The sequence below is a fragment of the Bradyrhizobium sp. BLXBL-03 genome (assembly GCF_051853015.1).
Taxonomy (GTDB): Bacteria; Pseudomonadota; Alphaproteobacteria; order Rhizobiales; family Xanthobacteraceae; genus Bradyrhizobium; species Bradyrhizobium manausense.
This window is the reverse complement of the sequence record NZ_CP182470.1, coordinates 3,541,123-3,565,113: the sequence shown is the minus strand read 5'-3', so window position 1 is coordinate 3,565,113 and position 23,991 is coordinate 3,541,123. Positions and strand designations below refer to the sequence as shown.

General features: G+C 62.1%; 33 protein-coding genes and 2 pseudogenes. 17 read left to right on the top strand and 18 right to left on the bottom strand.

Annotation, left to right across the window (positions count from 1 at the left end):
* The first annotated feature begins 13 nt into the window (after nt 1-13).
* From ACNJX9_RS17020 to ACNJX9_RS16985, 8 genes are all read left to right on the top strand, one after another.
* Nucleotides 14-1,042 carry an ABC transporter ATP-binding protein gene (locus ACNJX9_RS17020; protein ID WP_439409621.1) on the top strand — a complete coding sequence of 343 codons (1,029 nt, stop codon included), beginning with the start codon at nt 14-16 and terminating at the stop codon, nt 1,040-1,042.
* 16 nt (nt 1,043-1,058) lie between these two features.
* Nucleotides 1,059-1,988 carry a carbohydrate ABC transporter permease gene (locus tag ACNJX9_RS17015; RefSeq protein WP_439409620.1) on the top strand — a complete coding sequence of 310 codons (930 nt, stop codon included), beginning with the start codon at nt 1,059-1,061 and terminating at the stop codon, nt 1,986-1,988.
* Between the two features lies 1 nt (nt 1,989).
* On the top strand, nt 1,990-2,835 hold the full coding sequence (locus ACNJX9_RS17010) for a carbohydrate ABC transporter permease (RefSeq protein ID WP_439409619.1): 846 nt from the start codon (nt 1,990-1,992) through the stop codon (nt 2,833-2,835).
* A 589-nt stretch (nt 2,836-3,424) separates the two neighbouring features.
* Nucleotides 3,425-3,655 (top strand): hypothetical protein, encoded by a 231-nt coding sequence (locus tag ACNJX9_RS17005; protein ID WP_439409618.1) that lies wholly within the window; start codon nt 3,425-3,427, stop codon nt 3,653-3,655.
* Nucleotides 3,619-4,008 carry a hypothetical protein gene (locus ACNJX9_RS17000; RefSeq protein ID WP_439409617.1) on the top strand — a complete coding sequence of 130 codons (390 nt, stop codon included), beginning with the start codon at nt 3,619-3,621 and terminating at the stop codon, nt 4,006-4,008. The genes ACNJX9_RS17005 and ACNJX9_RS17000 overlap by 37 nt, the downstream gene beginning before the upstream one ends.
* Nucleotides 4,009-4,461 (top strand): hypothetical protein, encoded by a 453-nt coding sequence (locus ACNJX9_RS16995; RefSeq protein WP_439409616.1) that lies wholly within the window; start codon nt 4,009-4,011, stop codon nt 4,459-4,461. It begins immediately after the preceding gene.
* Between the two features lie 21 nt (nt 4,462-4,482).
* Nucleotides 4,483-4,836, top strand: coding sequence for a hypothetical protein (locus tag ACNJX9_RS16990; RefSeq protein WP_439409615.1), 354 nt, complete (start codon nt 4,483-4,485; stop codon nt 4,834-4,836).
* A gap of 570 nt (nt 4,837-5,406) precedes the next feature.
* Entirely contained in the window at nt 5,407-6,243 is an 837-nt protein-coding gene (locus tag ACNJX9_RS16985) for a DUF4118 domain-containing protein (RefSeq protein WP_439409613.1), read from the top strand.
* A gap of 140 nt (nt 6,244-6,383) precedes the next feature.
* Here the strand turns inward: ACNJX9_RS16985 and ACNJX9_RS16980 are convergent, their stop codons facing one another.
* The 9 genes and pseudogenes from ACNJX9_RS16980 to ACNJX9_RS16940 form a co-directional block, all read right to left on the bottom strand.
* On the bottom strand, nt 6,384-6,617 hold the full coding sequence (locus ACNJX9_RS16980) for a hypothetical protein (RefSeq protein WP_439409612.1): 234 nt from the start codon (nt 6,615-6,617) through the stop codon (nt 6,384-6,386).
* An 11-nt stretch (nt 6,618-6,628) separates the two neighbouring features.
* Nucleotides 6,629-7,969, bottom strand: coding sequence for a Na+/H+ antiporter NhaA (gene nhaA / locus ACNJX9_RS16975; RefSeq protein WP_439409611.1), 1,341 nt, complete (start codon nt 7,967-7,969; stop codon nt 6,629-6,631).
* Nucleotides 7,970-8,502: 533 nt separating this feature from the next.
* Nucleotides 8,503-8,686: pseudogene (locus ACNJX9_RS16970) on the bottom strand (DUF3606 domain-containing protein).
* A 271-nt stretch (nt 8,687-8,957) separates the two neighbouring features.
* A complete protein-coding gene (locus ACNJX9_RS16965) occupies nt 8,958-9,125 on the bottom strand; it encodes a hypothetical protein (RefSeq protein ID WP_439409610.1) in 168 nt (55 codons plus the stop codon).
* Entirely contained in the window at nt 9,125-9,271 is a 147-nt protein-coding gene (locus tag ACNJX9_RS16960; RefSeq protein WP_156446776.1) for a hypothetical protein, read from the bottom strand. The genes ACNJX9_RS16965 and ACNJX9_RS16960 overlap by 1 nt, the downstream gene beginning before the upstream one ends.
* Before the next feature lie 2 nt (nt 9,272-9,273).
* Complete coding sequence (locus ACNJX9_RS16955) at nt 9,274-9,429, bottom strand: hypothetical protein (RefSeq protein ID WP_439409608.1); 156 nt, start codon at nt 9,427-9,429, stop codon at nt 9,274-9,276.
* A gap of 34 nt (nt 9,430-9,463) precedes the next feature.
* Nucleotides 9,464-9,595: a hypothetical protein gene (locus tag ACNJX9_RS16950; protein ID WP_439410073.1), complete on the bottom strand. Its 132-nt coding sequence runs from the start codon at nt 9,593-9,595 to the stop codon at nt 9,464-9,466.
* A 202-nt stretch (nt 9,596-9,797) separates the two neighbouring features.
* Nucleotides 9,798-10,226 carry an ATP-dependent DNA ligase gene (locus ACNJX9_RS16945; protein ID WP_439409607.1) on the bottom strand — a complete coding sequence of 143 codons (429 nt, stop codon included), beginning with the start codon at nt 10,224-10,226 and terminating at the stop codon, nt 9,798-9,800.
* Nucleotides 10,171-10,773 carry a hypothetical protein gene (locus tag ACNJX9_RS16940; RefSeq protein ID WP_439409606.1) on the bottom strand — a complete coding sequence of 201 codons (603 nt, stop codon included), beginning with the start codon at nt 10,771-10,773 and terminating at the stop codon, nt 10,171-10,173. Before ACNJX9_RS16940 ends, ACNJX9_RS16945 begins: the two co-directional genes overlap by 56 nt.
* Nucleotides 10,774-10,813: 40 nt before the next feature.
* On the opposite strand from ACNJX9_RS16940, the gene ACNJX9_RS16935 reads away from it, so the two are divergent.
* The 3 genes from ACNJX9_RS16935 (at nt 10,814) to ACNJX9_RS16925 (ending at nt 12,797) form a co-directional block, all read left to right on the top strand.
* On the top strand, nt 10,814-11,374 hold the full coding sequence (locus ACNJX9_RS16935) for an ABC transporter substrate binding protein (RefSeq protein ID WP_439409605.1): 561 nt from the start codon (nt 10,814-10,816) through the stop codon (nt 11,372-11,374).
* A gap of 71 nt (nt 11,375-11,445) precedes the next feature.
* Nucleotides 11,446-11,649 (top strand): hypothetical protein, encoded by a 204-nt coding sequence (locus ACNJX9_RS16930; protein ID WP_439409603.1) that lies wholly within the window; start codon nt 11,446-11,448, stop codon nt 11,647-11,649.
* Between the two features lie 818 nt (nt 11,650-12,467).
* A complete protein-coding gene (locus ACNJX9_RS16925; RefSeq protein WP_439409601.1) occupies nt 12,468-12,797 on the top strand; it encodes a hypothetical protein in 330 nt (109 codons plus the stop codon).
* 133 nt (nt 12,798-12,930) lie between these two features.
* On the opposite strand, the gene ACNJX9_RS16920 is transcribed toward ACNJX9_RS16925, so the two are convergent.
* Nucleotides 12,931-13,350, bottom strand: coding sequence for a GFA family protein (locus tag ACNJX9_RS16920; RefSeq protein WP_439409600.1), 420 nt, complete (start codon nt 13,348-13,350; stop codon nt 12,931-12,933).
* Nucleotides 13,351-13,424: 74 nt separating this feature from the next.
* Nucleotides 13,425-14,117 carry a class I SAM-dependent methyltransferase gene (locus tag ACNJX9_RS16915; RefSeq protein WP_439409599.1) on the bottom strand — a complete coding sequence of 231 codons (693 nt, stop codon included), beginning with the start codon at nt 14,115-14,117 and terminating at the stop codon, nt 13,425-13,427.
* An 87-nt stretch (nt 14,118-14,204) separates the two neighbouring features.
* Here ACNJX9_RS16915 and ACNJX9_RS16910 point away from each other — a divergent pair, with 87 nt between their 5' ends.
* Nucleotides 14,205-14,960 (top strand): dienelactone hydrolase family protein, encoded by a 756-nt coding sequence (locus ACNJX9_RS16910; RefSeq protein WP_057745843.1) that lies wholly within the window; start codon nt 14,205-14,207, stop codon nt 14,958-14,960.
* A gap of 281 nt (nt 14,961-15,241) precedes the next feature.
* Here ACNJX9_RS16910 and ACNJX9_RS16905 read toward each other — a convergent pair.
* Both ACNJX9_RS16905 and ACNJX9_RS16900 read right to left on the bottom strand, forming a co-directional pair.
* Nucleotides 15,242-16,189, bottom strand: a pseudogene (locus ACNJX9_RS16905) (methyl-accepting chemotaxis protein); the annotation flags it as partial.
* A gap of 203 nt (nt 16,190-16,392) precedes the next feature.
* Nucleotides 16,393-16,560, bottom strand: coding sequence for a hypothetical protein (locus ACNJX9_RS16900; RefSeq protein ID WP_271599251.1), 168 nt, complete (start codon nt 16,558-16,560; stop codon nt 16,393-16,395).
* A 102-nt stretch (nt 16,561-16,662) separates the two neighbouring features.
* On the opposite strand from ACNJX9_RS16900, the gene ACNJX9_RS16895 reads away from it, so the two are divergent.
* Nucleotides 16,663-17,061, top strand: coding sequence for a hypothetical protein (locus ACNJX9_RS16895; RefSeq protein WP_439409597.1), 399 nt, complete (start codon nt 16,663-16,665; stop codon nt 17,059-17,061).
* A gap of 307 nt (nt 17,062-17,368) precedes the next feature.
* On the top strand, nt 17,369-17,623 hold the full coding sequence (locus ACNJX9_RS16890) for a hypothetical protein (protein ID WP_439409595.1): 255 nt from the start codon (nt 17,369-17,371) through the stop codon (nt 17,621-17,623).
* A 36-nt stretch (nt 17,624-17,659) separates the two neighbouring features.
* Here ACNJX9_RS16890 and ACNJX9_RS16885 read toward each other — a convergent pair whose 3' ends face one another.
* Entirely contained in the window at nt 17,660-17,902 is a 243-nt protein-coding gene (locus tag ACNJX9_RS16885; RefSeq protein WP_057745935.1) for a DUF6719 family protein, read from the bottom strand.
* On the opposite strand from ACNJX9_RS16885, the gene ACNJX9_RS16880 reads away from it, so the two are divergent.
* Nucleotides 17,840-18,127 carry a hypothetical protein gene (locus ACNJX9_RS16880; protein ID WP_439410273.1) on the top strand — a complete coding sequence of 96 codons (288 nt, stop codon included), beginning with the start codon at nt 17,840-17,842 and terminating at the stop codon, nt 18,125-18,127. The genes ACNJX9_RS16885 and ACNJX9_RS16880 overlap by 63 nt on opposite strands.
* 20 nt (nt 18,128-18,147) lie before the next feature.
* Here ACNJX9_RS16880 and ACNJX9_RS16875 read toward each other — a convergent pair whose 3' ends face one another.
* The 3 genes from ACNJX9_RS16875 to ACNJX9_RS16865 all read right to left on the bottom strand — a co-directional run bounded on the left by ACNJX9_RS16875 (nt 18,148) and on the right by ACNJX9_RS16865 (nt 20,139).
* The gene (locus tag ACNJX9_RS16875) at nt 18,148-18,852 is read right to left on the bottom strand and encodes an outer membrane protein (RefSeq protein ID WP_057745938.1); all 705 of its coding nucleotides are present in this window, start codon (nt 18,850-18,852) and stop codon (nt 18,148-18,150) included.
* A gap of 285 nt (nt 18,853-19,137) precedes the next feature.
* Nucleotides 19,138-19,533 carry a hypothetical protein gene (locus ACNJX9_RS16870; protein ID WP_057745855.1) on the bottom strand — a complete coding sequence of 132 codons (396 nt, stop codon included), beginning with the start codon at nt 19,531-19,533 and terminating at the stop codon, nt 19,138-19,140.
* Between the two features lie 225 nt (nt 19,534-19,758).
* Nucleotides 19,759-20,139 (bottom strand): His-rich protein BRANT, encoded by a 381-nt coding sequence (locus ACNJX9_RS16865; protein WP_439409593.1) that lies wholly within the window; start codon nt 20,137-20,139, stop codon nt 19,759-19,761.
* A 251-nt stretch (nt 20,140-20,390) separates the two neighbouring features.
* On the opposite strand from ACNJX9_RS16865, the gene ACNJX9_RS16860 reads away from it, so the two are divergent.
* Nucleotides 20,391-20,933: a tetratricopeptide repeat protein gene (locus ACNJX9_RS16860; RefSeq protein WP_439409592.1), complete on the top strand. Its 543-nt coding sequence runs from the start codon at nt 20,391-20,393 to the stop codon at nt 20,931-20,933.
* Between the two features lie 104 nt (nt 20,934-21,037).
* Nucleotides 21,038-22,423, top strand: a complete 1,386-nt coding sequence (locus tag ACNJX9_RS16855; RefSeq protein ID WP_439409591.1) for a serine hydrolase domain-containing protein — start codon at nt 21,038-21,040, stop codon at nt 22,421-22,423.
* Here ACNJX9_RS16855 and ACNJX9_RS16850 read toward each other — a convergent pair.
* Complete coding sequence (locus ACNJX9_RS16850; RefSeq protein ID WP_057745870.1) at nt 22,413-23,978, bottom strand: S10 family peptidase; 1,566 nt, start codon at nt 23,976-23,978, stop codon at nt 22,413-22,415. The two genes, ACNJX9_RS16855 and ACNJX9_RS16850, sit on opposite strands and share 11 nt — an antisense overlap.
* Nucleotides 23,979-23,991 lie beyond the last annotated feature (13 nt).

Here is a 23,991-nt window from a genome sequence, read left to right as displayed (position 1 = left end):
CTCAGGAGGTCCGATGGCAGCGGTACTGGCGAGGGACATTGTCAAGAAATTTGGTGAGGTCCCCGCCGTCAACGGCATTTCGCTTGCGGTGCCGGATGGCGAATTCATGGTGCTGCTCGGCCCCTCGGGCTGCGGCAAGACGACGTTTCTGCGCATCATCTGCGGCCTCGAGCAACAGACGAGCGGCGATCTCCTGATCGGGGGCAGCCTCGTCAACGACATCCCGCCACGCGCGCGCGGTGTTGCGATGATGTTTCAGAGCTACGGCCTCTATCCGCATTACACCGTCCGCAACAACATCGCCTTTCCGTTGCGGACGCAGCGCGTGCCCGGCGAGGAAATCCGGAAGAAGGTCGATTGGGCCTCGCGGTTGCTCGACATCGGCCATCTTCTCGACCGACGGCCGCGCCAGCTCTCGGGCGGCGAGCGCCAGCGCGTTGCCCTTGCCCGCGCGCTTGTTCGCGAACCGACGGCGCTTCTGCTCGATGAGCCGCTGTCCAACCTCGACGCCAAACTGCGCACCCTGGCTCGGCAGGAAATCAAGAATTTTCAGCAGAGCGTCGGCCTCACCACCGTCTATGTGACCCACGATCAGGTCGAAGCCATGGGGATGGGCGACCGCATCGCGGTCATCGATCATGGACGTATCCGGCAGGTGGGAACGCCAACCGAAATCTACGAGGATCCCGCCGACCTTTTCGTCGCGACCTTTGTCGGCGCGCCGCCGATGAACGTCGTGACGCACAACGGCGGCGGCTATTTGGGTTTCAGGCCGGAGAATTTCCTGCCCAGGAACATGATTGAAGATGGCGGCGCGACCGAATTCTCGTTTCGCGTCGACCGCTCCGAATATCTCGGGTCCGAGCGCATCGTTTACGGTGTGATCGCTGATTTCGATTCAAGCCAACCAATCACGGCGAAGTTGCCGCCGGCCCACGTCGCCGAAGCAAGCATTCATCCCGGGGAATGGCATCCGTTCGCGGTGAAAAACGGCGCCTTGCGTCATTTCGACGCCAGCGGCAATCGCAGTACTCGCCACTGAACCAGAGCAATCGCCGATGGCCGTCATTGCAGAGCCCATTGCGAAGCCAGTTTCACGCTTTCACTTCGTTCTCGACCGTCGCGAAGTGCTGGAAGCGATTTTGGTCGCGCCGGCGGTCCTGTACGTCTTGCTGCTAGTCGGTCTTCCGCTGCTGCTTGCGATCTATTACTCGGTCAGCGCCTACACGATCTACGACCCGACCTGGAGGTTCGTTGGCCTGGCCAATTTCGAACAGATCCTGCAAAATCCGACGTTCATCGAAACCTTGGGCAATACCTTCATCTTCACGTTCGGGTCGCAACTGCTCGGCCTCGTGCTCGGAAAGTTCGGCGCCTTCCTGCTGTTGCGACCCTTTCGGGGCCGCAAGATCGTGCGGGCATTGATCATCCTGCCCTTTGCGGTGCCGGTCGCGCTCGCCACGATCGCCTGGCAATGGATGTTCGATTCGCTCTACAGCGTGATCAACTGGAGCCTTATTGCGGCTGGCTTCCTGACGCGCGAAGATGCGCCGAACTGGCTCGGCGATCCCTACCTTGCGATGCTGTGCATTGTCATCATCAACGCCTGGCGCTTCTTTCCATTTGCGATCGTGATCTTCCTCGCCGGCATCACCGCGGTTCCGCAGGACGTGATCGACGCGGCAACGGTCGATGGTGCGGGCTTCTGGCGCCGCAACTACCAGATCATCCTGCCGATGATCCTACCGATCATGGCCATCGGCCTGATCTTCGGCATCGTGTTCACGTTCACCGATCTTTCCATCGTGTTTTTGCTGACCATGGGCGGTCCCGGCGGCGCGACCTCGGTGCTGGGATTTGCGGGCTTTCAGACCGGCATCGTCTCCGGCGACGTGTCCCACGGTGCGGCTATCTCGCTGTTCATGCTGCCGGTGCTGCTCGTCGTGGTGATCTTCATGCTGCGCTTCATTCGTCGCCGGGAGATCTGACATGTCGTCCCCCGTTTCTCGCTCGATCCGCGAAACTGGTTTCTTCCTAGGCGTCACATTCTTCGTGATCCTGGCTGCGTTTCCGTTCTATTGGATGGTGATCACGGCTTTCAAGCAGAACAGCGACCTTTACGACATCACCAACACCCCCTTCTGGTTCAACGAGCCGCCGACGCTCGAGCACATCAAATACCTGTTCGAGCAGACCTTGTTCACGCGCTGGCTGCTGAATTCGCTGGTCATCGGCCTCTGCGTCACCGCGATCACACTGGTCACCGCGGTTCCGGCCGGATACAGCCTTGCCCGCATGACCAGCAGAAAGGGCGAAGCTCTCGGCATCATGATCTTCCTAACCTACTTGGTCCCTCCAACCCTACTGTTCCTGCCGCTGTCGCGGATCATCGCCGTCCTCGGTCTGCAAAACTCGATGTGGTCGCTGGTGTTGGTCTACCCGACGTTCACGATCCCATTCTGCTCCTGGCTGTTGATGGGATTCTTCAAGGCGCTGCCGGTCGAGATCGAGGAAGCCGCAATCGTCGACGGCTGCAGTCTTTTCGGCGCCTTCATCAAGATGGCGATCCCGCTGTCGGTGCCGGCAATTTTGACGGTGGTGATCTTTACGTTCACCCTGACGCTTCAGGAGTTTGTCTACGCGCTGACCTTCGTCTCGTCATCCGACCAAAAGCCGATCACGTTGGGCGTCTCGACCGACTTGATCCGCGGAGACGTGTTCTTCTGGGGTGAGATCATGGCGGGTGCCCTGATCGCCGCGGTGCCGGTGGCTATCGCTTACAATCTCTTTCTCGATCGCTTCATCGCGGGTATCACGGGGGGAGCCATCAAGTAAGCTGAGTTCGTCGGAAGCGGGGAGTCGGCCTCCTTGCTGCAAAAATTGTTGACGCGAAAACTCTTTAGCTTCCCATCGAAACAGAAAAGTAATCTCGGCTCATTTTTAGCGGTTGCATTTTATCCCGAGGTGTCGGAAAAAATTCCTGCGGAGCTGTGGCGATGGCTTCCGCAAATTCGGTAGCGTTTCGCTTGTACCGCGTCGCGACGTTTGAATCGAATTTGTGGAAACTGAAATGTCTCTCCGCCCTCCAGAGCGAGCGCTCGACTCGGATCTAGGCGAGCCAGCTTGCCTCGTCGATGATGCCGTCGGAGAATTGGGCCTCACGCCGCTTGCTCGCTTGATGGCCGCTCATCTGCTGACGCAGCTGGCGCCTCCTGCCTCCCGAACGTACCGGCCCTTTCACCACCAAAGACGCTCTCCGCCACTGAGCGGGACTGCACGATATTCGGTCTTTCAGAACTTGACGATCCCGGACGGTGCTGCGGCAGATTGCAGGCAAATCAGCATCCCTCTCCCCGGCTTCTCTCGACAAGCTCCGCCCGGCGCCGTGCGCCCGGGGCGCGTCTTGTGGGGAGCCTGGCATGACGTGGAGGAACTCAAGATTGCGTTCGAAGCGATGCCCGCCGAGATTCAGGACGAGCTGAAGCGCATGCGCTCGTCCGGGCGCGGCCTGCTCGGCAAGGTTACGACCCAAATGATCGTCGACCGGCATCTGCCTCTGCTCGTCTGGTTCCGTAAAGAGCTTCATGCTGACCATACCGTACTGTCCATGCTGCTGCCTTGCATGGCATCTCGGGTCCCGACGGCGAGCCGCTGACCGTCGGCACGGTGTCGTCGGCGTTCAGCCGGGCGGTCAAGGCTGACGAACTTAGCAAGTTCCAAGCCGGGACCGAGAACCCGGTCAAGGCCCAGAAACGAGCACGCCCAAAGCGCTCCGCGGCGGCGCCAGCCTCTGCCCCGCGCCCCGCGCAGCACCGGCCCGTCTTTGACGTCGAGGCGAACAGCTTCGACAGCACGGCGGCGTCCGCGCCGCCGCGGGTGTCCGTTGCTCTGGAGCCGCTCGCGCTGACGACTATCGGGGAGGTGCTGTCTCGTCACCACGATGGTCCCGAGATCCGCCGCGCCGGCCATGCGCGGCTGATGTTGATCGACCCCACCCAGGAGGACTAAATGCCCGACGACGAAATGCCCGTCCACGACGCCCCCAACGTCGATGCCCCGCTCGCTCGCTTCGCCCTGTTCTACCGCTACAATGAGTTCATTTCGACCGCGAGCCACGTGGGCAAGACGATGCTCGCAAACTTCCAGGCACTCTTGCTTCGTCAGCTCGGTCACAAGGTCGTGGTGGTCCGCATCGAGTCGAAAGCGGTCCGCTCCCCCCTCACCGATATCCATATCGCGTCAGAAAACTTCGCCGATGCCGCCCGCTTGCCGGGCGGTGAGGCCGCCGTGCTGCGGCCCTTGTACGAGGCGGTGGAAAGGGCGGCGCAGGACGAAGAGCAGCCCACTGTGATCGTCGACTGGAGCGGCGGCTCAGCGCGCATCGCGCCAAGATCTACGCCGCGACCCGGTTCGACGACCGCCTCGCCGACGTCGGGATGCGCGGCCGTACGATGGTGTTGAGCACCAGCCCTGTCGGACAGGATGCGCCAGGCAGGAGAGCTCATCGAGCAAACCCGAACGATCACGCCGGGCCTGGATGTGGCGCTGGTGCTCAATCGCCGCGCCGGAAACTTCCGCTTCATCGAGGGCCCCGACGAACGGCGCATCTACGACGACCTCCTGAAGGCTGCGCGGGGCTGTCCGGTCGTCCCGATCGCCCCAATCACCGGCGAAATCTGGAAGGTTTGCGAGGCCGCCGGGCTGTCAATGATCGACGTCATCGAGCTGCCGCTCCGCGAGCTCGCCAATCGGCTGGGCGGCGAGAATGCCTGGCTGGCCGCCGCCTTCCAGAGCCAGTCGCGCGCGAGATCCAAAAGGTCCTCTGAAGCCAGTTGAGACAGAAGTCACCTGTGTCTGACGCATGAAAAGCATGGCAGGCTAATTCAGGATCAATCGAGCATCTCCGGAGGACGGGCCGGAGGCGTAATCAGCAATGCGCGGCCGCGCGCGGCCCGGTCGGGCAGCGTCCGGCCGCCCCCGCCGAGCCGCACGCCCGCGAGTTCGCCTTCGCTATCGGCAGGCTCGATACTCAGCCCGCGGTATGCCCGGAGGATGCCGTGGCTACAGCGCTCAAGGCCTCGGGTTCGATCGGCGATACCTGCCCGGAATGCCCAACGTAGTCTTGATTGCCGCGACCGTTTGCGCCTCTCGGCTCGCTGCTGCTTCCGGAGGCCCTCCCGTTGCGTGGGAATACGCTCGGCGGATCCAGGTTCGCCAAAACGACCTCATGCGGACGGCCAGGCGCGAAAATCGGCTCTTATGAGATTCCTATAATACCGCACGCCTTGCACCATGGATTCTATATGCCGTGCGGCCGATTTTGCCGGGGACTCATAGTCACCACGGCAGCGAAAGCACCTACCGCCCTGGCAAGCGCGGCTTCGGGTGCCTGCGGGAGCAGAACCGATGAGTGATCTCGAATCGAAGCTGCAGGCGGGCATCACTACGGCGACTGATGCCGATGCTCTGTCGGCGTGGGCGCGCTATCCTGGCTCAATCGCGATGACGGCCGTCGCGACGGGAGTGGCAGTGATCGTCGACAGCCAAGTGTCCATTCCCAACGTCTCCATGATATTCGTCATCCCAGTGATCGTCGCGGGCGTCGGTCTCGGCTTGGGTCCTTCGCTTTGCTCGGCGATACTCGGCGCTTTGGCCTTCAACTTCTTCCTCACTGAACCTCGCTACTCGCTGACCGTCGACGACCCCGCGAACGTCTGGGCGATCGGGCTGCTGTTCGTGGTCGGTCTTATCACGAGTGGCGTCGCGTTTACCTCAGGGCGGAGAGCGACCGAAGCGGCGCTGCTGAGGCGGCAGGCGACGGTTCTGCAGGGCTACAGCCGGGACGTCGCAGCGGCCGACGGCGTCGACGCGATCCTCGCGATCTCGTCCCAGGCTCTGGCTGCGCTTTTCCAAGTTCCGGCGGTCGTGATGCTTGTCAGGCAGGGCAGCGTGGCGTCCATCAAGCGAGTTGGCAACCTAGCTCCGAAGGAGGCCGAACTGGACGCGGCACTTTCGTCGCTGGAGACTGGATCCGCCGCGCCCAGCGGCGTCTATCCGAACCTCACCTCGCGATTTGATTTCTGGCCCGTGAGGACGCCCGAAGGCCAAAGCGCCGTCATCGGCCTCGCGTTCGACCGGGACGAACGTCCCTCGGAGCCGGACACGCCGGTCAAGATCGCAGCGGGTCTTCTGGCGCTGGCGCTCGATCGTCAAGACTGGCGGGATAGGGCCCCTCCGGATTAGCTCGGACGCTCTCAGGGAAGAATTCAGCGCTAAATGCCGCCGCAGACGGCCGGTGCCCAGATGCGATTGAGGCGCCTGAAAGAACGTCCCGCAGGCGTGCTGCAGGTCTCCGCACTCGCGAGCGAAGCTAGTCTAGATAGCTAGATCTCGCCGCTTCGCGTCGAAACGAGCCTGATCGATGCCGAGCCCTCTACGTGGCTGTTGATGTAGGTCCGAGCCGCCGAAATCAGATTGTCCACGGCGGCGCGGTCGTAGGAGGGATGCTTCGGATTGAGGTGTAGACCGGTCTCGATGATCATCACGTGAGTGATCCCCGCCGGCAAGACGTCGACGGCGAACGAGACGAAGGATACGTGCGGAGCTTTGAATGCCATGAGAGACGCTTTCAACGGTGACGAAAGAACGCGACGCCCCAGCCCAGCCCGAGGCAGCCCGCACCCAGCGAACCCAGGAGCACGCCCAGTTTGGCCGCAATCAGTGATTCCTGCTCGGGGAAGGCGAGCATCGAAATGAAGATCGACATGGTGAATCCGATTCCCGCCAGCAGTCCGACCAGGCAAACGCCGCTCCAGGTCACTTCGGGAGGAAGGCGACACCAACTCAGCTGCACGGCGGCCCAAGTCGCGCCGACCACGCCGAGCGGCTTTCCTGCGATCAAGGCGAGCGCCGTGCCGGCCACGATGGAAAGGCGGCCGCCTGACAGGTCGGTGCCGACCAAGCCGACGCCGGCATTCGCCAGCGCAAAAATCGGCATGACGCCATAAGCGACCCACGGATGCAGCACCATCTGCACCCGCGACACCGGCGGCAACATCTCGCGATGAGCATGGCGGAGATCCCGCAACGGCCGGGCCAGATGGCGCGGACCGCCCGCCTCCGCAGCATCTCCCCTTCGCAGCTGCCTCAAGACACGCGACAACACTTGCAGTGGAGGTTCTCGCATCGGAAGGGCGCGCGGGGGCGTCATCAGCCCCAGCAGCACGCCGGCAAGGGTCGGATGAATTCCTGCTACGGCAAACCCGATCCAGACCAGGAAGCCAGGAAACACATAAAGAGGCGCCGAACCGATCCCGATCCGCTGGAATCCTAAGACCGCGAGGACGCCGATCGACGAGATGGCGAAGCCCTCGACCTGAAGGTCGGCGCTGTAGAATCCAGCGATCACCGCCACCGCGATGACGTCGTCGATGATGGCCAAAGCGAGCAGGAAGACGCGCACGTTGCGCGGGATCTTTCGCCCGAGCAGAGCAAGGACACCGAGAGCGAACGCGATGTCGGTTGCAGTAGGCACGGCCCATCCCTGCCCCCTCTCCGGATCTGCGTTGAAGCCAAGATAAATAAGCGCCGGCACTAGGACCCCTCCGGTCGCCGCGATCAGGGGCAGGACGGCTTGGTCCACTCTGCTCAACCCGCCTTCCGAAGCCTCGCGCCGGATCTCCATCCCGACGACGAGGAAGAAGATGGTCATGAGACCGTCGTTGACCAGGAAGTGCAGCGACTTGGAAAAGTTCAGCGTCCCAAGGCCGACCGTTAGCTGAAGTTCCCAGAAGGCGTGATAGCCCTGGGCGAACGGAGAGTTTGCCCAGACGAGTGCGGCGGCCGCGACAATCAGCAGCACGGCGCCGCTCACTGCCTCCACATGGAGAAAACGCTGGAGGGAATCGAAGGCCCGATCGGCAAGGCGCTGGGCTCGGGGAAGTTCGTTCAGAATCGGGCTGTCGGTCACTGGGCACGCATGCTCCGCGTGGCGGCCCGACCATCGCTAAGACCTGTCGCCGCTTTATGCGGCGATCACCCGGCTGCGGTTATACTTAGCGAGTGCGGTAATTCAATCCGTATCGGGCGACGGCATTTAGACGCATGCACAGAATTGAGAGCAACCTCTCCGGAACTCTCTGTCAGACGCCGGGTTTCGCCGTGCCAGCGTGGGTCTTCCTCGCCACCTGGCCGAGGTCGATCCCGGCACGATAATGCTGAACAGGACGACGGCTGGGGCTGGCGCTGCTGCAGGTGACCGCTCGCAAAGTCACTCTGCCGGTTTGGGCGGAGCAGACCGCTTTCGAGCTCAAGGAGTCCCTCGAGAAGCGCGGCTATGGCTGGACGACGGCAGCGACGGGCGACCCAAGCCCTGGTTCAGGGATGTAGACGAGCCCGCCAAGAGACGACGAGATCGCGTTCATGCGGACCCAAATCTGCAGGACGTCGAGCCCAGCGTGCGGAGCTCACTGCCTTCACCCGTCATCTGAGGGGCCCCGCTCATTAAGGGCCGAGCCGCTTCTCAACCCGCTTGCGGCTGTTGCCGACCTTCTTGACGCTTTCTTCACGGCTGACGCCGAGCGACCGGTCTTTTTCGCTTCATACCGGACTTCGTGTCCGATCCCTTGGCCACGCGGGCGCGGTCCTGCTTGCGTCCACGCGCGGTCTGCTTCTTCGCTGCGGCCATCGGGCCTCCTCAAGGGGAATATTGATGACGATGCAACGCCGCAAGGAATCGAGGGTTCCCAGCTCCGCCTGCACCTTCAATGGCCGCAAGAAGTATGAATGATGGGCTCCCATCCGTCGAGCAAAGGCCCGCCCCAGGCTATGACACCCTCATCCCATCTCGACGCGTGCTCGCGGTACATCGAAGCCATTGAGGGCTCCATTCGACGATCTCGTCATTGAGACCGTCGTGAACGCGACACGGCGTGACGGGGCGAACGTGTCCATGGATTTCATGCCGTATGCCCGGGATCGACCTCCTTCGGCGTCTTCTTCTTCCGCTGTGGCGTCATCTTCGCGGGGCTTTCCTTTCCAGGTACGCCGCGAGGACCGAGCTCTTCACGCTGGATGTCATCCTCGGACCGTTCGGGCTCCACGCCGTTGATCGGCTTCTCGGGCATCATTCCATCCGAGCCTTGTCTTTGAGGTCGCGGATCCGGATCTCGGCTTCCTCCTTCGAGGTCACGATCTCCGATTCATCCGGCACCCGTGCGATCGCGCTGAGCCTCTTGAGCTCGGCGAGTTGTTCCGCTGTGGGCTTTTCCATTTTCATTCCTCCACCGCCTGCGCGACGGCCTTGTCATCGAGCACGTCCAGCAGCTGGTTTATGGTCTGCTCGCAATTCCTGGGACCGGGCTCGACATACCGGGCCGGAATGCCCTGCGCCTCTGCGACGGCTTTCATAACTCGCTTTTCCGGATCCATGACCGGTACTCCACATACTCAAGGGAAAACGCCGCTATGAACGGCGCGTTCCTTTGCTCAGGCCCTTGAACGAGCTGGCCCGCAGCAGACCTTCGGAGGTGATGTCGCGATACTCGATCTCAGCGTAGAACCTGGGTTCGACCCACGTGGCCTTCGGCTTTCTGATGGACTTGGTGAGCTTCTGCTTCGGGCTTGCGACGGTGTCGAGCGCCTCTTGCCCAGATACAGCGCGGCCACGCCGGATGGATCCTTGATGAAGCCGACCACGGGAAACTTACCCCTCTGAACGACCTTGATCTTCTGCCAGGCTTCAACGCGATCTGAACGGTATGGCGCATCCACGCGCTTGGAGACGATGCCCTCATAGTTCAGCTTGCTGGCGGCGACGAACAGCGCCTGCCCGTCCCCTTCATGGTGTTGGCTGAACAAGATGGGCTCCTCGAGCTTTGCTCCTCGATCAGCTCCTTGAGCAGTCTCTTCCGCTCTATCAGCGGCTCCTTGCGCAAATCCTTGCCGTCCAGCCACAACAGATCGAATGCGAAGTAGATCAGGCGGTCCTGATCGCCTCTGCCGAGGTCTGCCTGCAGCTCGGAGAAATTGGTGCGGCTCTCATAAATGACGACGACCTCGCCGTCGACGATGGCCTGACCTTCGATATCGAAGGCCTCAGCAATCCTCGAAACTTGCTGATCCAGTTGTAACCTTTGCGGGTATAGGCGCGACGATCGTCGCCATCGATCCTTAGCTGGATGCGATATCTCCCTTATTCCGGCGCCCCCCGTGAAGCGTGCGATCACTCGATATGTACGGCAGAAATGCTAGCGCATCATCGACGAGCCAGAGATTGTGCTCGAAATCGCTTGTGTTGACGCTGTCCGAAAATCTGCGAAATACCAAATCATGTATCGCATCCTCCGGCGCGTGCTTGCCGTCACCTTGGAATTTCCTCGCCGACTCGACCAGTGAAATGATGTTGCGCCGATAAATGACATACTCGGCCAGCGCTTCCTTCTTGCCTGCATCGATGGTGTCAACGATCTGCTTTATAGTCGCTTCGTAGTTCTCGGCGTTGCTCGATGCCGCAACAATCTTCCTTGTTAAATCCGCACCGGCACGGAATCTTTCTATCGTCAAGTCAGATACAAATTCTTCCGACGACCAGTTGTTGGGCTTTGTAGCGACATACTCCAGCACAGATTTCCCTTTAAGACCTAGCCGGAGAATTGGATTTTCACGAAGAGCTTCACTTACATCGGCGGATTGATCGGACTTGATCTTGTCAATCTGTGCATGCTCTTCCTTCTGGATTACGTCGCTTACGAGCGAAACGATCTGTTCGACCACCTTAGGCCCAAGATTAATGCCGGTACGGGCATTTAGGCGATTGGAGCAGATCGGGTTTGTGGAAGGCAAAAACCTGATCGTAGATCGCTTTGCTACCGACGGACAGCCCGAACGATATGCTGAAGTTGCTCGCAGCATGTTGTTACGAAAGCCTGACGTTATGGCGCTTTGGTTTGATCATCAATTCATCCTTCAGGCCGCGAAAGAAACAACCACAATTCCGATTATTGCGACATTCGGCGATCCAGTCGCTGCTGGGATTGTGCAAAATCTGGCCCGACCCGAGCGTAACATTACCGGCGTTTCGCTGGATGCCGGAATCGAGATGCAAGGGAAGCATCTCGACCTTCTTCGGCAAGCCGTCCCTACGGCAGAGCGCGTTGCCTATCTCTCAAACCGTGCAGAATGGGAAGGTGCATGGGGACAGGCTGTGAAGGACGCGGGCAAGCGGTCGGGAGTTTCAATTATCGGCGCGCCTTTGGATCGCTCGGCACAAGAACCGGATTATAGGCATGCCTTTGAAATGATGGCGCAGCAAAAGGTTGATGCACTTATGGCAAACGGCCTTCCTCCCAACTCCGAACACCGAGAACTGATTTAGAATTGATAGTCAAGCATCGCTTGCCATCCATAACGTGGTGGACGGATATTGCCGACAGCACAGGAGTCCTTTTGGCTTATGCGCCAGATTATCCATATTACTTCGGTGTCTGGGCGGAGGAAGTAGGCAAGGCCCTAAACGGCGTGGCTCCTAGGGATATCCCTATTCAGCAGGCGACGAAGCTCACGCTTATGGTCAATCTAAAGACTGCAAAGGCAATTGGTGTGGATATACCCGTGGGTTTCCTTCACACGGCTGATGTTGTGATCGAATGATCAAGCGAGCGTGCCGCGCGTGTAACAGGCCGAAAGGCGCCGGACATCATTACGCCAACCGATCAATAGTGCATGCCGTAACCACAGATAGGACCAAGTCAACAACTTATCCGATTCATGACCCGCCGCGTACACGGGCAATTGCACGCAACACAAGGGCAGCCGGTAGAGCTGCCTTTTTTATTGGAGTGATGATGACTGACTATTTCAATCCCCGACACCACCTGCGAGCCAATTGGGACCGCGTAAACGGCAAGGAAGCCGTTCGAACGCGCCCCATGGACCCGGTCTTAGCGAATGCGATCAAGAACCCGCGCGAATGCCGAAGTCATATGGTGGCGGGGAGGGCGACTACGAACCCGCAAAACAGTTCGCGGCGTCGATACGTTCGTCAAGCTGAACCGCAACGGCGACAAGCGAACAATCCTAGCTGCGACGTCGTAGCGTGTTGGCGGTTGGTTCGACGCAGATTCATTTCAACAATTTATTGAGAACAAGTCGGGTCGCACAAGCGGCCCGTGAAAGGCAATTTCCAAATGGAAGGCGATATCGTTCGCAGAGTAACAATCACTGCGACCGGCGAAGGTATCGACAGTACAACAAATTCTGTCGAGTCCCTTAGCGATGCAATTTCGAAAGTTGGTCCGAGTGCGGACCTATACCAAATCGTCTTTGAAGCCATTGCGAAATCTTCCTGTATTGTCCAACTATGCAACTGCGCCTGAGCGCTATGCGTTTTCGGAAAGGGCGAACCGCCCTATGCTCGTGTCCGAGTGGCAGCCGTAGCGCCGGGGACGAAGAGAATCTATGGTGACTACATGAAGCGTAGCCCGGCCCAGCGCGAACTAATCAACTGCCACGACTGCGGCGGCCCGGTCTCTTTTTCTGCTCTCGCTTGCCCAGCCTGCGGTTCGCGCGAGCCTGCAGGGCCATACGTTCAGAGCCGCGCTGAACGGCGGCGTCATCGCGCCGAGGAGAAGAACGATCAGACGTTATTAGCCATGGCGGTGCTGTGCTGCGGGATTGGGTTCTTCTACGGCAGCCTAATGGTTGGTCCGTGGGGAGCCATAGGGTACGGGCTCATCGGCGCGATTATTGGTGTCCCGGCAGGCTTTATCGTCAACGTCAGTCGACGGCTGTTCGGCTGAGCCGTTCACCGTCCTTTCGGCCGGCTTGGGGGAACGGCGTCCGACCAGATGCCAAAGCTGACAATTCCGCTTTGTTCTTGTCGGCTAAATTGCGCAATCCCCTCAGCCGGCACCAGCGCGCGATGCGCATCCCTCAGCTCGAAGTCTTCGTTAGGCTGCCGTGCTGCAGATGCTCGACGTCCGTGCCGTCGATATTGACCCATGCATGCTTCGACCGCTCGAACACCGATTTGATCGGCGCCGGGAAATTGGGGTCAGCGATTGCACCAACGGCAACGCCTATCATCGACGGTAATTTGTCCGGCTTCCAAAAGACCGTTGAGCCGCAATCGGAACAAAAATAGCACCGGACCCTGCCGCCGCTCTCGCCGGCGCGAACATATTCCTTCGGCGCTCCTGAGATCTTGACCCGTTCGACCGGATAGAAAGCACCAACGCCGAACGGCGCGCCGGTCCGCCGCTGGCATTCGAGACAGTGACAGGCCGCGACCAGGTTGGTCGGTCCCGGAAGCGACAGCGCAAGCGCGCCGCAGCTGCATCTGGCGTCGATCATAGACTCCACTCCTTGCATTCATTGCTTCGATGTCCGCTTAAGCCGCGGCGATGATGGCCGGGCGTCAGGCGCGCTCAGCTGGCGGGCAACTCATCCAGCCGCCAGAGCCCGAGGCTCTTGTCGCGCCAGCCGCCACCGCCCTCGCCGCAGCGCTCGTTGATCAATTCGCGCGGCGGCGGCCAGCCGAACGGCGGCTTCGTCATGTTGAGCGCCCGCCAATCGCCGTCCTCGCAATCGCTGTTATCGTCCCATTCCGGAAAGGTCGTGACCAGTAGGAATTGCGCGCCGCTGGCGCGAAAGCAGGATATAGCGCGCGCGATGTTCTGAAAGCTCAGATGCACGAGACAGTCGCGGCACAGGATCACCTCGCAGCGCGGCAGGGAATCGCGCGTAATGTCGGCGACGAGAAAACGGCCGCGCAACTCGCCTCGCGCGACGCGGGCGCCGTTGGCTGCGATCAGCGATGGCACGATATCGATGCCGATATAGTCGACATCGAGCTGCATGCTCCCGATCCAGCCGGCATCCCCGCAGGGCGCATCGAGCAGCGAACGCGCGCCCAGCCGATGCAGCAGGCCAGGCAGAGCATCGCCGATCGCCGCGGTGGCAGGATCTTCCGACCCGAGGCCCGAGACCGAGGTCGCAGCTCCCCACAAATTGGTCCGCGCGATCCTCTCAAAACGCGCGGCGAGGTCGAGACCTGCAAAATTCTCACGGTCGGCAACGAACCGCTCATGGGCGAGCACAGCGGGACGATGGGAGATCATCGGATGGGACTCGCGTCAAGATTCCGTCGCAAGCATACTATAGGGGCACGGCATTCAATCCGAAATCTCCCGCGAGCGAGTTCGCTGATGATCACCCGACGAACCGCTGCAGCCGGCCTCGTCACCCTGCTAGCGCCCATCGCCGCACGCGGCACTCCCGGCGAAGAGCTCAATGTCACCTCCGGCGGGGACAGCCTCTCCGTGTCGCGCTATGCGGCGGCCGGATCGGACAGGCGTCCCGCCGTGATCGCGCTGCACGGCGCCCGCGGCATCGAGCTCAGGACGCGCGCCTATGAGCGATATGCGGGTTCGCTGACGGCGCGGGGTATCGACACCTATTTTCTCCGCTACATGACGACAGCCGACATGGCTGCGTTGACGTCGACCTCACACGAGGTCCGTGAGGCCTATGAAACGAAGCGGTTCGACGGCTGGGCCGACACGGTCGCCGCCACCGTGACTGATGTCCTCGGCCGATCCGACAGTTCGGGACGCATCGGCCTCCTCGGCTTCTCGCTCGGCAGCTACATCGCCGCCGAAGCGGCCGCGCGTGACAGGCGCATCGCAGCCCTCGCGGTGCTCTATGGCGGCATGCCTCACGCCATGGCCACGAAGATCAAGCACCTGCCGCCGCTGATCGTGCTGCACGGCGAGGCCGACAAGAACGTCCCGATCGAGGAAGGCCGGCAGCTGGTTGCGCTCGGCAAGTTGGCCGGCGCCGACACCGAATTCGTGCCCTATCCCGGCAGAGCCCACGGCTTTGATTTCTCGGACACAGACCCGATGACTCGGGATGCGATCGATCGGGTCACGAAATTCTTCCAGGCACGGCTCGCCACCTGACCGCTTCAGGGTGGCTTCAGCTACCCATGATGTGGATGTTCTTCGCAGGAAAAGCGCGGGGACGGCGAGCGACCACAGATTGGATCAACAGTCTGAATGAGGTAGCATGCGCACCGCATGCCTTCCTACACCAACCGAGAAAACGCCAAAATCATCGCCGGAGCCGTCACGGCCGTCGTCGCAACGTTCTTCCTTTTCGCGATCGCGATGGCGTTCCTGCTGCCGCAATAGGAGCAGCGGCGCGCCGGCGGCGCGGGGCCGCCGGCCGTGGTCGCGCGGGATCAGGCCGCGCGCACCGTCCGCAGGAATTTGCCGACTTCGTCCTTCAGGCGGGTGCTGTCCGTCGCCAGCATCTTCGCGGTCGAGAGCACCTGCGAGGAGGCCGAACCGGTCTCAGCGGCGCCGCGCTGCACGTCGGTGATGTTGGCCGAGACCTGCTGGGTGCCGTGAGCGGCCTGCTGAACGTTGCGCGAGATCTCCTGGGTCGCGGCGCCCTGCTCCTCGACGGCGGCGGCAATGGTCGAGGACACTTCAGACAGCCGCTCGATGGTTGCGGAGATATCGCGGATCGCCGTCACGGAGTCCTGGGTGGCGGTCTGGATGCCGGAGATCTGCTGGCTGATCTCGCCGGTCGCCTTCGCAGTCTGCTCGGCGAGCGTTTTCACCTCGGAGGCGACGACGGCAAAGCCGCGGCCGGCCTCGCCTGCCCGTGCCGCCTCGATGGTGGCGTTCAGCGCCAACAGGTTAGTCTGGCCGGCAATGGTGTTGATCAGCTCGACGACGTCGCCGATGCGCGTGGCGGCAATGGAGAGCTCGCTGACGCGTTCGGTGGTGGTGCGCGCCTGGTTGACAGCTTCGCTCGCCATCCGTGCGGATTCCTGCACCTGCCGGCTGATCTCGTTGACCGAGGACGACAATTCCTCCGTGGCGGTCGCAACCGATTGAACGTTGCCCGTGGCCTCGCCCGAGGCGACCGCGACCACCGAGGTCAACTCCTGGGCGCGCTGCGCCGTCGTAGCGAGCGTCGAGGACGAGGCTTCGAGCTCGGTGGAAGCGGAGCCGACGGTATCGATGATCTCGCCGACCGCGCGCTCGAAGCCATCGGCGAGGTTGAACATGTCACGGCGGCGCTGCTCGGCGGCCTGTTGCTCGGCTTCCACCTGCGCGGCCTTGAGGCGCTCGACCTCGATCGCGTTGGTCTTGAACACCTCGACGGTCTTGGCCATCTCGCAGCCGCCTTCAAATACCCGGTTCCTGCGCCGGAACTGTCCCAGCGGCCGCATTGGAACCGGAGGAAATTAACATTTGATAATAAGCGTCGTGAATGAGGTTACGGAAAAATACCCAATCGCGCCTGGTCGTAAGCCCTGCGTAAGCTTGAGCCTCCTTTCAAGGCGTTCCGCGGGCTAGCGAACGGGCATCCGCGCCAGCACTAGTGATCCGGGGAGGCCTCCCGGCAGTCATCTGGTCGGACATGGGCACGCACGAGATCCTCGACGAACGCAATCACCTGCGCCCGCTTCTCGGGCGGCAGCGACAGGAAGGCGCGCACAAGGCGCAAGCCCTGCACTTCGCCCGACGGGTCAGCGCTGGAATCCATCCGCCTAATGTCAGGCGATTGGGAAAAATATGCAACCCCCGGTCAACCTTCTTGATTCGGTGCCCCGGCTTTGGTGGAATGGGTCAAACAGGGTGGTGGATCATGAAGTGGATCAGGGAGCGCGACGCTCTGATCGCGCAGACGCTGGCCTTCGTGCAATCGGTTGCTGGCAAGAAGGACGATTTCCGTCAGCCGGATACCGCTGCAGCTGCTCCGGTCCTGGCAACGGAGAGCGTTTCCGTCCGGGCCACGACCGTGACGCCTGAACAGGCGCAGGCCGATCCGCCCCCGCAGATCAACCCTCCGGCGCCCCAGCCCCTGCTCACCCCCGCACCGCGAATGGGTAGCGACTTCCGCAGCGAGATGCAGACCCGCATCGCCAATTTCAGGAAGCATCAGGAGCGGTTCGAGCGCGAACGCGAGGAATATTGTGTGGCGACACTGACCAAGCTCCGCGCCGCCATCCGCGATACCGACGCGTCTCCGACGGCTCGCAAGTAGGATCGGACCGCCCGCCTACAACCAGGACCACACCAGCCAAAGATTGGCTGCGCAGGCGCCGATCAGTGCCAGCGTCAGTGGCAGGAGCAGGTGCCCACAGCAGGTTTTAAGGTCGGTCGTCATGGCCGGAAACATCCGCTGATTCCGCCAAACGAGTCCCAAGGTTTCTTTTTTGGAGGATTCAGGACTCGTTAAGGACTCAGGTCCCGCCTTGCATCCAAGTACCCATCGCCGATCACGGGCCCGTGATAGCTCAGGAACCGGCCGCGCCCGTAAGCCGTTAACGCGTTTTCCGGGAGCGGGAAGCATGCCCTACGCCCTGTTCTGCAACGACAGCCAGATCAGCAAGGCCTATCCTGATGAAGCCGACGTCTGGAAGCTCGCGCAACGTAGCGGGCTGGTCGTGGACGTCGGGACCGACGACGAGCGGCCCGGTCCGCGCCGGGTGCTCGACAACGACTACGAGATCAAATCCTGCCGGGCCGCCCAAGGCGAGGATCCCGCCAAGAACAAGGCGGACGCGGAGCGGGAATCCAGGATGGAGCTTCAGCTCGGTTCGTGAGCCCCGGCTAAGACGTGCTTCGGTGCAAAGCGCGCTTCAGGGTGTCGCGATCGCCAGCGATGCCTGCTCACCGGCGAGCGACACGCAAGCCTTGCGGCGATGCAGCCCGCGGATTGCTCCGGTAACCTTCAGCACCTTGCCGGAGGGACAGGAGGCGTCTTTCACGAAGGCGACCTCGTAAGGTGCCAACATCAGAGGCTCGGACTTGAGGATTGTTTGGGCAGCGCAGGGGAGCGCGGCGAAGCAAGCGACGACCACCACCGACGCCAAGATACGCATGTTCGTCATCCCACCAGCCCGGTTATTGCTCTAATCCGCGTACCGGAGCACGAGTTCCGTAAGTCGCAAAAATTATTTTTGCTTTACCCGATGCCCGTGACACGCGAGAGAAGCGCCCGCAAGACCGTTGGCTTGCAAATGACGCGCCAGATGGTTCACACAATGAAAACAACAGGCGCCGACAAACAAAAGGCCGGCGGAAAGCCGGCCTTTGTCGGATCGTGATCGTGGTTGCTCCGGGCGGCTCAGTAGCGCGAGGCCGGGCCACCCCAGCCGAAGCGGTAGTTCACACCGACCTTGACGGTATGCTCGTCGTCCCGGCCGCGGACGCCGACGACGTCGGCCGGACCTGAGGTGATCGTCGTGCTACCGAAATTGTAATACTGGTACTCGGCCTTGGCCGACCAGTTCGGCGCGAACATGTATTCGAGGCCGGTGCCGACGGTGTAGCCGTCCTTGCTGTTGCCGCTGGCGGTGAAGGGCTGCGGCACGCCGGCGACGTTGACGCCGAGGCCGCCATTGCGCCAGGCGTAGCCGCCCTTGGCATAAAGCAGGGCCGGGCCCCAGGTGTAGCCGAGGCGGCCCGTCACCGACCCGATCTGGTCCGTGTTCGATGTCACCTGCGTCCCGAGCGGGAACGTGACACCCTTGTTGTTGGTCGGCAGCCAGGAATATTGGGCCTCGACACCCACCACCCAATTGGGCGCAAACTGGTAGTCGAAGCCGCCCTGCACGCCACCCAGGAAGCGGGCGTCGCTCGACTGGAAGGTGGTGTCGCCTGCGAAGGCGCCGCCGACGTGGCCTCCAATATAGAAGCCGGTCCAGTTGTAGATCACCTGCGGCGGCGTGTAGGCCGGAGCCTTGGTGTAGGGGCGCGGCTGCATGTCTGCAGCGGCCGCCGGTGCGGCCATCGCCAGCAGAGCTGCTGCGCCCAGCAAAAACCTCTTCATGATCATCCCCGTTCTTTCAAATTCGACCCTCGGGAAACAACGTGGCGTGAATTTGGTTGCTTCGCGGCGATGCCGGAACGTTGATCGCTCGTTACTGTGACGGGACGGCAACATCGCGATTTTGTTCCGTCACGTCCGCTTGCCGCGACCGATTTTCGTTCGCGCAAAACTTGCCGTAACGATTTGTCGCAAGGCAAACCCGCCCCGTTCAAAGCTCGCCAAAATGTGATCCAGCAGCTCCGGCAGCTCTTGATCTAGCAGTCCGCGATGAAGGCGGGCTTTGCGCTACCGCGTCATCTTTTCCAGTTCTGGAAAGGGTGCGTAAACCGCGCCGGCGCAGAGCTCGCTGGCGCGATCGACGACACGGTCGGCCCTGCCATTGACATAGACGACGGCGCGCTCGCGCATGGCCTTGTAGCTGCCGTCAGTCTCCCGCGGCGTGAAGTGCAGGCAGCTGATGTAGAATTGCCGTCCACCGATCTCACGCAGCACCGGATCCGCCATGCTGGCGTCGCGCACGCCGACGGGATTGTTGAGATAGGCGTGAATCAGAGCGAGTGCATCGCCGCGAAAATTGTCGGGAAACGGCTGCGGGCCGCCGGCCTGGGCCCCTTCCATCAGGGACGGACGGTCACCATCGCCAAAGCAGGCCGCGAGCGCCAGAGGCAGCAACAGGACCATCGCGCGTTTCGCCAATTGCCCCAAGGTATCAAATTCTCCAGTCAGTCGGTTCGGCAGACGTTCTAGCCCCAAGGTTGCGCAAAGGGAATTCGCTTCCGCAAACGGCGCACCGGCCCGCCGTCAGCACCTCGCGCTATGACGCGAAGCATGACGAACGGGCCGGGCCTGAACTCCGCGCGAGACGACGGGGCAACGCCAGGGACGCCGCCTCGCTGGGGTCAGTCGTTAGCTGCGCTTCTCGGTCGTCACCGGCTTGGTGAGGCCCGACTGCGTCTTCAGCGACTTCTTGGCCGACAGATGCTTGTGGTGATGACGATGCGTGCGCACGGTCTTGTGCTCGTCCGGCGTGACCGCGGCGTTGGCGTTCATCGCCTTGGTCTTGGTATCGACCTTGGCAGGCGACTTGATGTCGGCAGTCTTGTCAGCCGTCTTGGCATCGGCCTTGACGCCGGCGTCGGGCTTGGCAGCGGGGGTCGAGACCTTGCTCTGGGTCCGGTCCGCCTTGATCACCGGGGCAGTCGCGGTGGTCTTGGCGGCATCCTTGGCGAAGGCCGGAGCGGCGATGACGGAAGCTGCGAGCAAGGCTGCGGAAATGGTCTTCAACATGGTGGTCTCCTCTTGGAAGGATCTTGAGGCGGCGCCCTCTCGCCAACTCTTCGATCATGGGGGAGAGCCTAGACGGCGCGCGCTGAACCCGTTCTGAAGCGCGTAGCAGGCTTCCGTTCATCTGGATGACAAGTTTGTCATCTTGCGGCCGCCGAACCGCCCAGAGGCGGCAGGGAATGTTTTTGCCGCCCGGGTGTTCCGGTCTTTAGGCAATCGTGTAGGATCGCCACGTTCCATTCGGGAGAACTTAGATGCGCAGACTCGCAACGCTTCTTGTGCCGGGACTTGTCGCCATGAGCTTGGCGGCCGGACCGGCTCTGACCAGCGCCTATGCCGCCGGCAGTGACGAGCCCTCCTCGCCGCCGAAGTCCGATACATCGACCAAGAAGGGCAAGAAGAAGAGCTCTTCCGTCAGCGATCCGAAATTCCTCGCGGCGTACCGGACCGCGTACACCACGATCTACGAAAAGCACGACTATACGGATGCGATCGGCCAACTGAAGCAGCTCAAGCGTGACGACGTCGCCGACGTCGCCAACCTGATCGGCTACTCCTATCGCAAGCTCGGCGACTACCAGTCGTCGAAGCTCTATTATGAGATCGCGCTGAAGGACGATCCGAACCACGTCCGCACCTGGCAGTATTACGGCCTCTGGCAGCTCGAGCAGGGTAACCGCGAACAGGCGCAGTATCACCTGAACAAGATCGCCTCGCTCGCCGGCACCGACAGCTCCGAATATCGCTCGCTAGCTGCCGCGCTCGACAAGCCGACCGGCGCGACGCTCGTCTACTGAGAGATCGCATCTTCTGAGGACGCGAACGGGCACAACCTTCCAGGTTGTGCCCGTTCTGCGGCTAACCTTCGCACACCCATCCTCCCTCACAAACCGGTAGAGTAATGGACACGTGGCTGCGATCCGCGATCGACTACATCGGCTCCTGGATCGAATTCCAACAGACGACCTTCCAGCAGCCAGGCGTCCTGCTCGCCTTCGCCCATCGCGGCGAGGTCGTCGCCGAGCATGCATTTGGGCTTGCCAATCTCGATACCGGCGAGAAGCTCACCCCGCGCCATCGCTTCCGCATCGCTTCGCACTCCAAGAGCTTTACCTCGGCGGGCATCATGAAGCTGCGCGAGCAGCGCAAGCTCCGGCTCGACGATCCCGTCGGCCAGTATGTCGGCGGTCTGCATCCGCGCGTCGCCGAGACGACGATTGCGCAGGTGCTCTCGCACAGCGCCGGGCTGACGCGGGACGGCGTCGATTCCGGCCAGTTCATCGACAGCCGCCCCTATCTCAACGCCAAAGAGCTGCTCGCCGAGCTGAAGCAGCCGACCGCGATCGAGCCAGGCACGCGTTTCAAATATTCCAACCACGGCTTTGCCCTGATGGGCCTCCTCATCGAAGCCGTGACGAAGGAGCCTTACTCCGCCTGGATCAAGCGCGAGATCATCGAGCCTGCGGGCCTTCGCGAGACCGAGCCGAATACGCCGCTTCCCAGGGGCGCGCTGTTCGCGCGCGGCCATACGCGCAAGCTGCCGCTGGGCGAACGCTGCGTCATCCCGGGCGACAATCCGGCCCATGCATTGGCGTCAGCCGCGGGCTTCGTTGCCACCGCCGCGGACACCGCGCGATTCTTTGCCCAGCTTGCCCCCAACGCGAAGAAAAGCGTTCTGTCGGTCGCGAGCCGCCGCGAGATGACGCGGCATCATTGGCGCGTGCCGCAGAGCTTCGAGGCCTATTACGGCCTCGGCGTCAACGCCGGCAAGACCGACGGATGGGACTGGTTCGGCCACGGCGGTGGCTTCCAGGGCTATATCTCGCGGACCTGCTCAATTCCCGAATGCGAGCTCGCGATCAGCATTTTCAGCAATTCCATCGACGGCGCCGCACCGTTCTGGATGGACGGCGCGATGCAGATCCTGCGCGTCTTCAAAACACGTGGCGCACCCGATCGAGGCGTGCGCGACTGGACCGGCCGCTGGTGGACGATCTGGGGCGCGACAGACTTCGTGCCGGCCGGCAATCGCGTGCTGGTCGCCAACCCGCAGTTCAACAATCCCTTCATGGACGCCGGCGAGATCGAGGTCACTGGCCGCGATACCGGCAAGCTCGTCTGGGCAGCCGGCTATTCCAGCCATGGTGAGCCGGTGCGTCGCGATCGCGACAAGCGCGGCAAGATCCGCGACGTCTGGCTTGGCGGAGCAAACCTCAAACCCGGAAGCGTCGTGGCGCGCGAGATCGCGCGGCGCTATCCGCCGCGGAAACGACGGCCTACTCCCTGACCAACGCCTCGACCTCGCCGCGAAGCGCCTGCCGCGAGCCGTCGCGCGAATAGAACATGTGACCGCCGGGATAGACGACGAATTTCACGCGCGCTGTCGCGAAGGCCGGCAATTGGTCGAGCGCCCGCTTCGTACCGAAATAGGGCGTCGCGAGATCGAACAGACCGTGCGCGACCAGCACGTTCAGCTTCGCATCGGTGGCGAGAATCTGGCGCAGCTCCGACAGCGATTGCGGTGGGTTGATGCCGCCGCCAAAGTCCCAGTTGTGCTCGACCGAGCCATTGAGGACTTCATAAGAGCCGTCGGGCCGCCAGTTGAGTTTTTGCGTGAGCACATCGACCGCGGCGCTCGTCAGCGGCGCCTGCAGCGCATCGCCGGAAGGGTCGCCAAAGCGCGAGCTGCCCGAATCCGGATACGGATCGAGACCACGCACCGAGCCGTCGTAGCGCCCGGTCACCATGCCGTTCTTGCGATCGAGCTCGCGACGGAATTCGCCGACATCGAAGCGGCCGGCGAGCCTGCGGCTTACTGCCTGGTCGATGCCGGTGAGTTCGGCAACCTTGTCGGCGAGGCGATTGGTGGCTTCCTTGTCCGCCTCGCCCTTGACGAGATCAGCCAGAAACTCGCCGCGCGCATAGGCCTCCACGTCGGCGAGATCAGCGCGCTTGACCGGTCCCTTGGCTTCGCGCGCCACCGCCACGTAGCTCGGCAAGCTCGCGACATATTGCAACAGGCTGGTGCCGGCGAACTCGCGGAAATCGAGCAGCGGTGACACCAGGATCAAGCCTCTGACGCCCACGCCATGCTGAATCTGCAACTGACGCACGACCTTCGGCCCGCGAATACCGCCATAGCTTTCGCCCGCGACATATTTCGGCGAGGTCAGCCGGTTGTGCTTTTCGAGCCAACGGCGAATGACGAGCGCGATCGAGTTGACATCCCCGTCGACCGAGTAGAACCGCTTGCGCGCATCCTCATCGCTCGCGATGACGCGGCTGTAGCCGGTACCGACAGGATCGATGAAGACGAGATCAGTAAAGTCGAGCCAGGTCTCCGCGTTCGGTTTCACCTCGGGCGAGGCCGACGGCGACAGCCCCTCGCCGTCAAGCGGCAGCCGCCATGGCCCGACCGCGCCGAACTGGAGCCACGCCGAGGATGCGCCGGGCCCGCCGTTGAAGAGGAACGTCACCGGACGCGTGGCGCGGTCGGCGCCGTCGAGCTCGTAAGAGGTGACGGCGACGTCGGCGAGCGGCTCGCGCTTCTCATTGAAGACCCGGATCGAGCCGGCGGTCGCGGCGAAGTTGAGGGTTCGGCCCGGCAGATCGAGGGTCTGTTTGGTGGTCGAGTCATCCGGGAGGCGACGATCGGAAGCCGCTGGCGAAGCCTGCGCCGCATTTTGTGCATTGCCGCCGCGCCCAGTCTTCTGTCCGGCGGGCGTTGACGCCTCGTTGCGTGGCTGCGGCGGATCGTCCGCCCGCGCCGGGACCGCGAGCGCGAAAGCAACGACCGCAAGCACCAGCCCCGCACGGCGCTGCATGGACAAGCTCATAAACATGATTGTTCTCCCT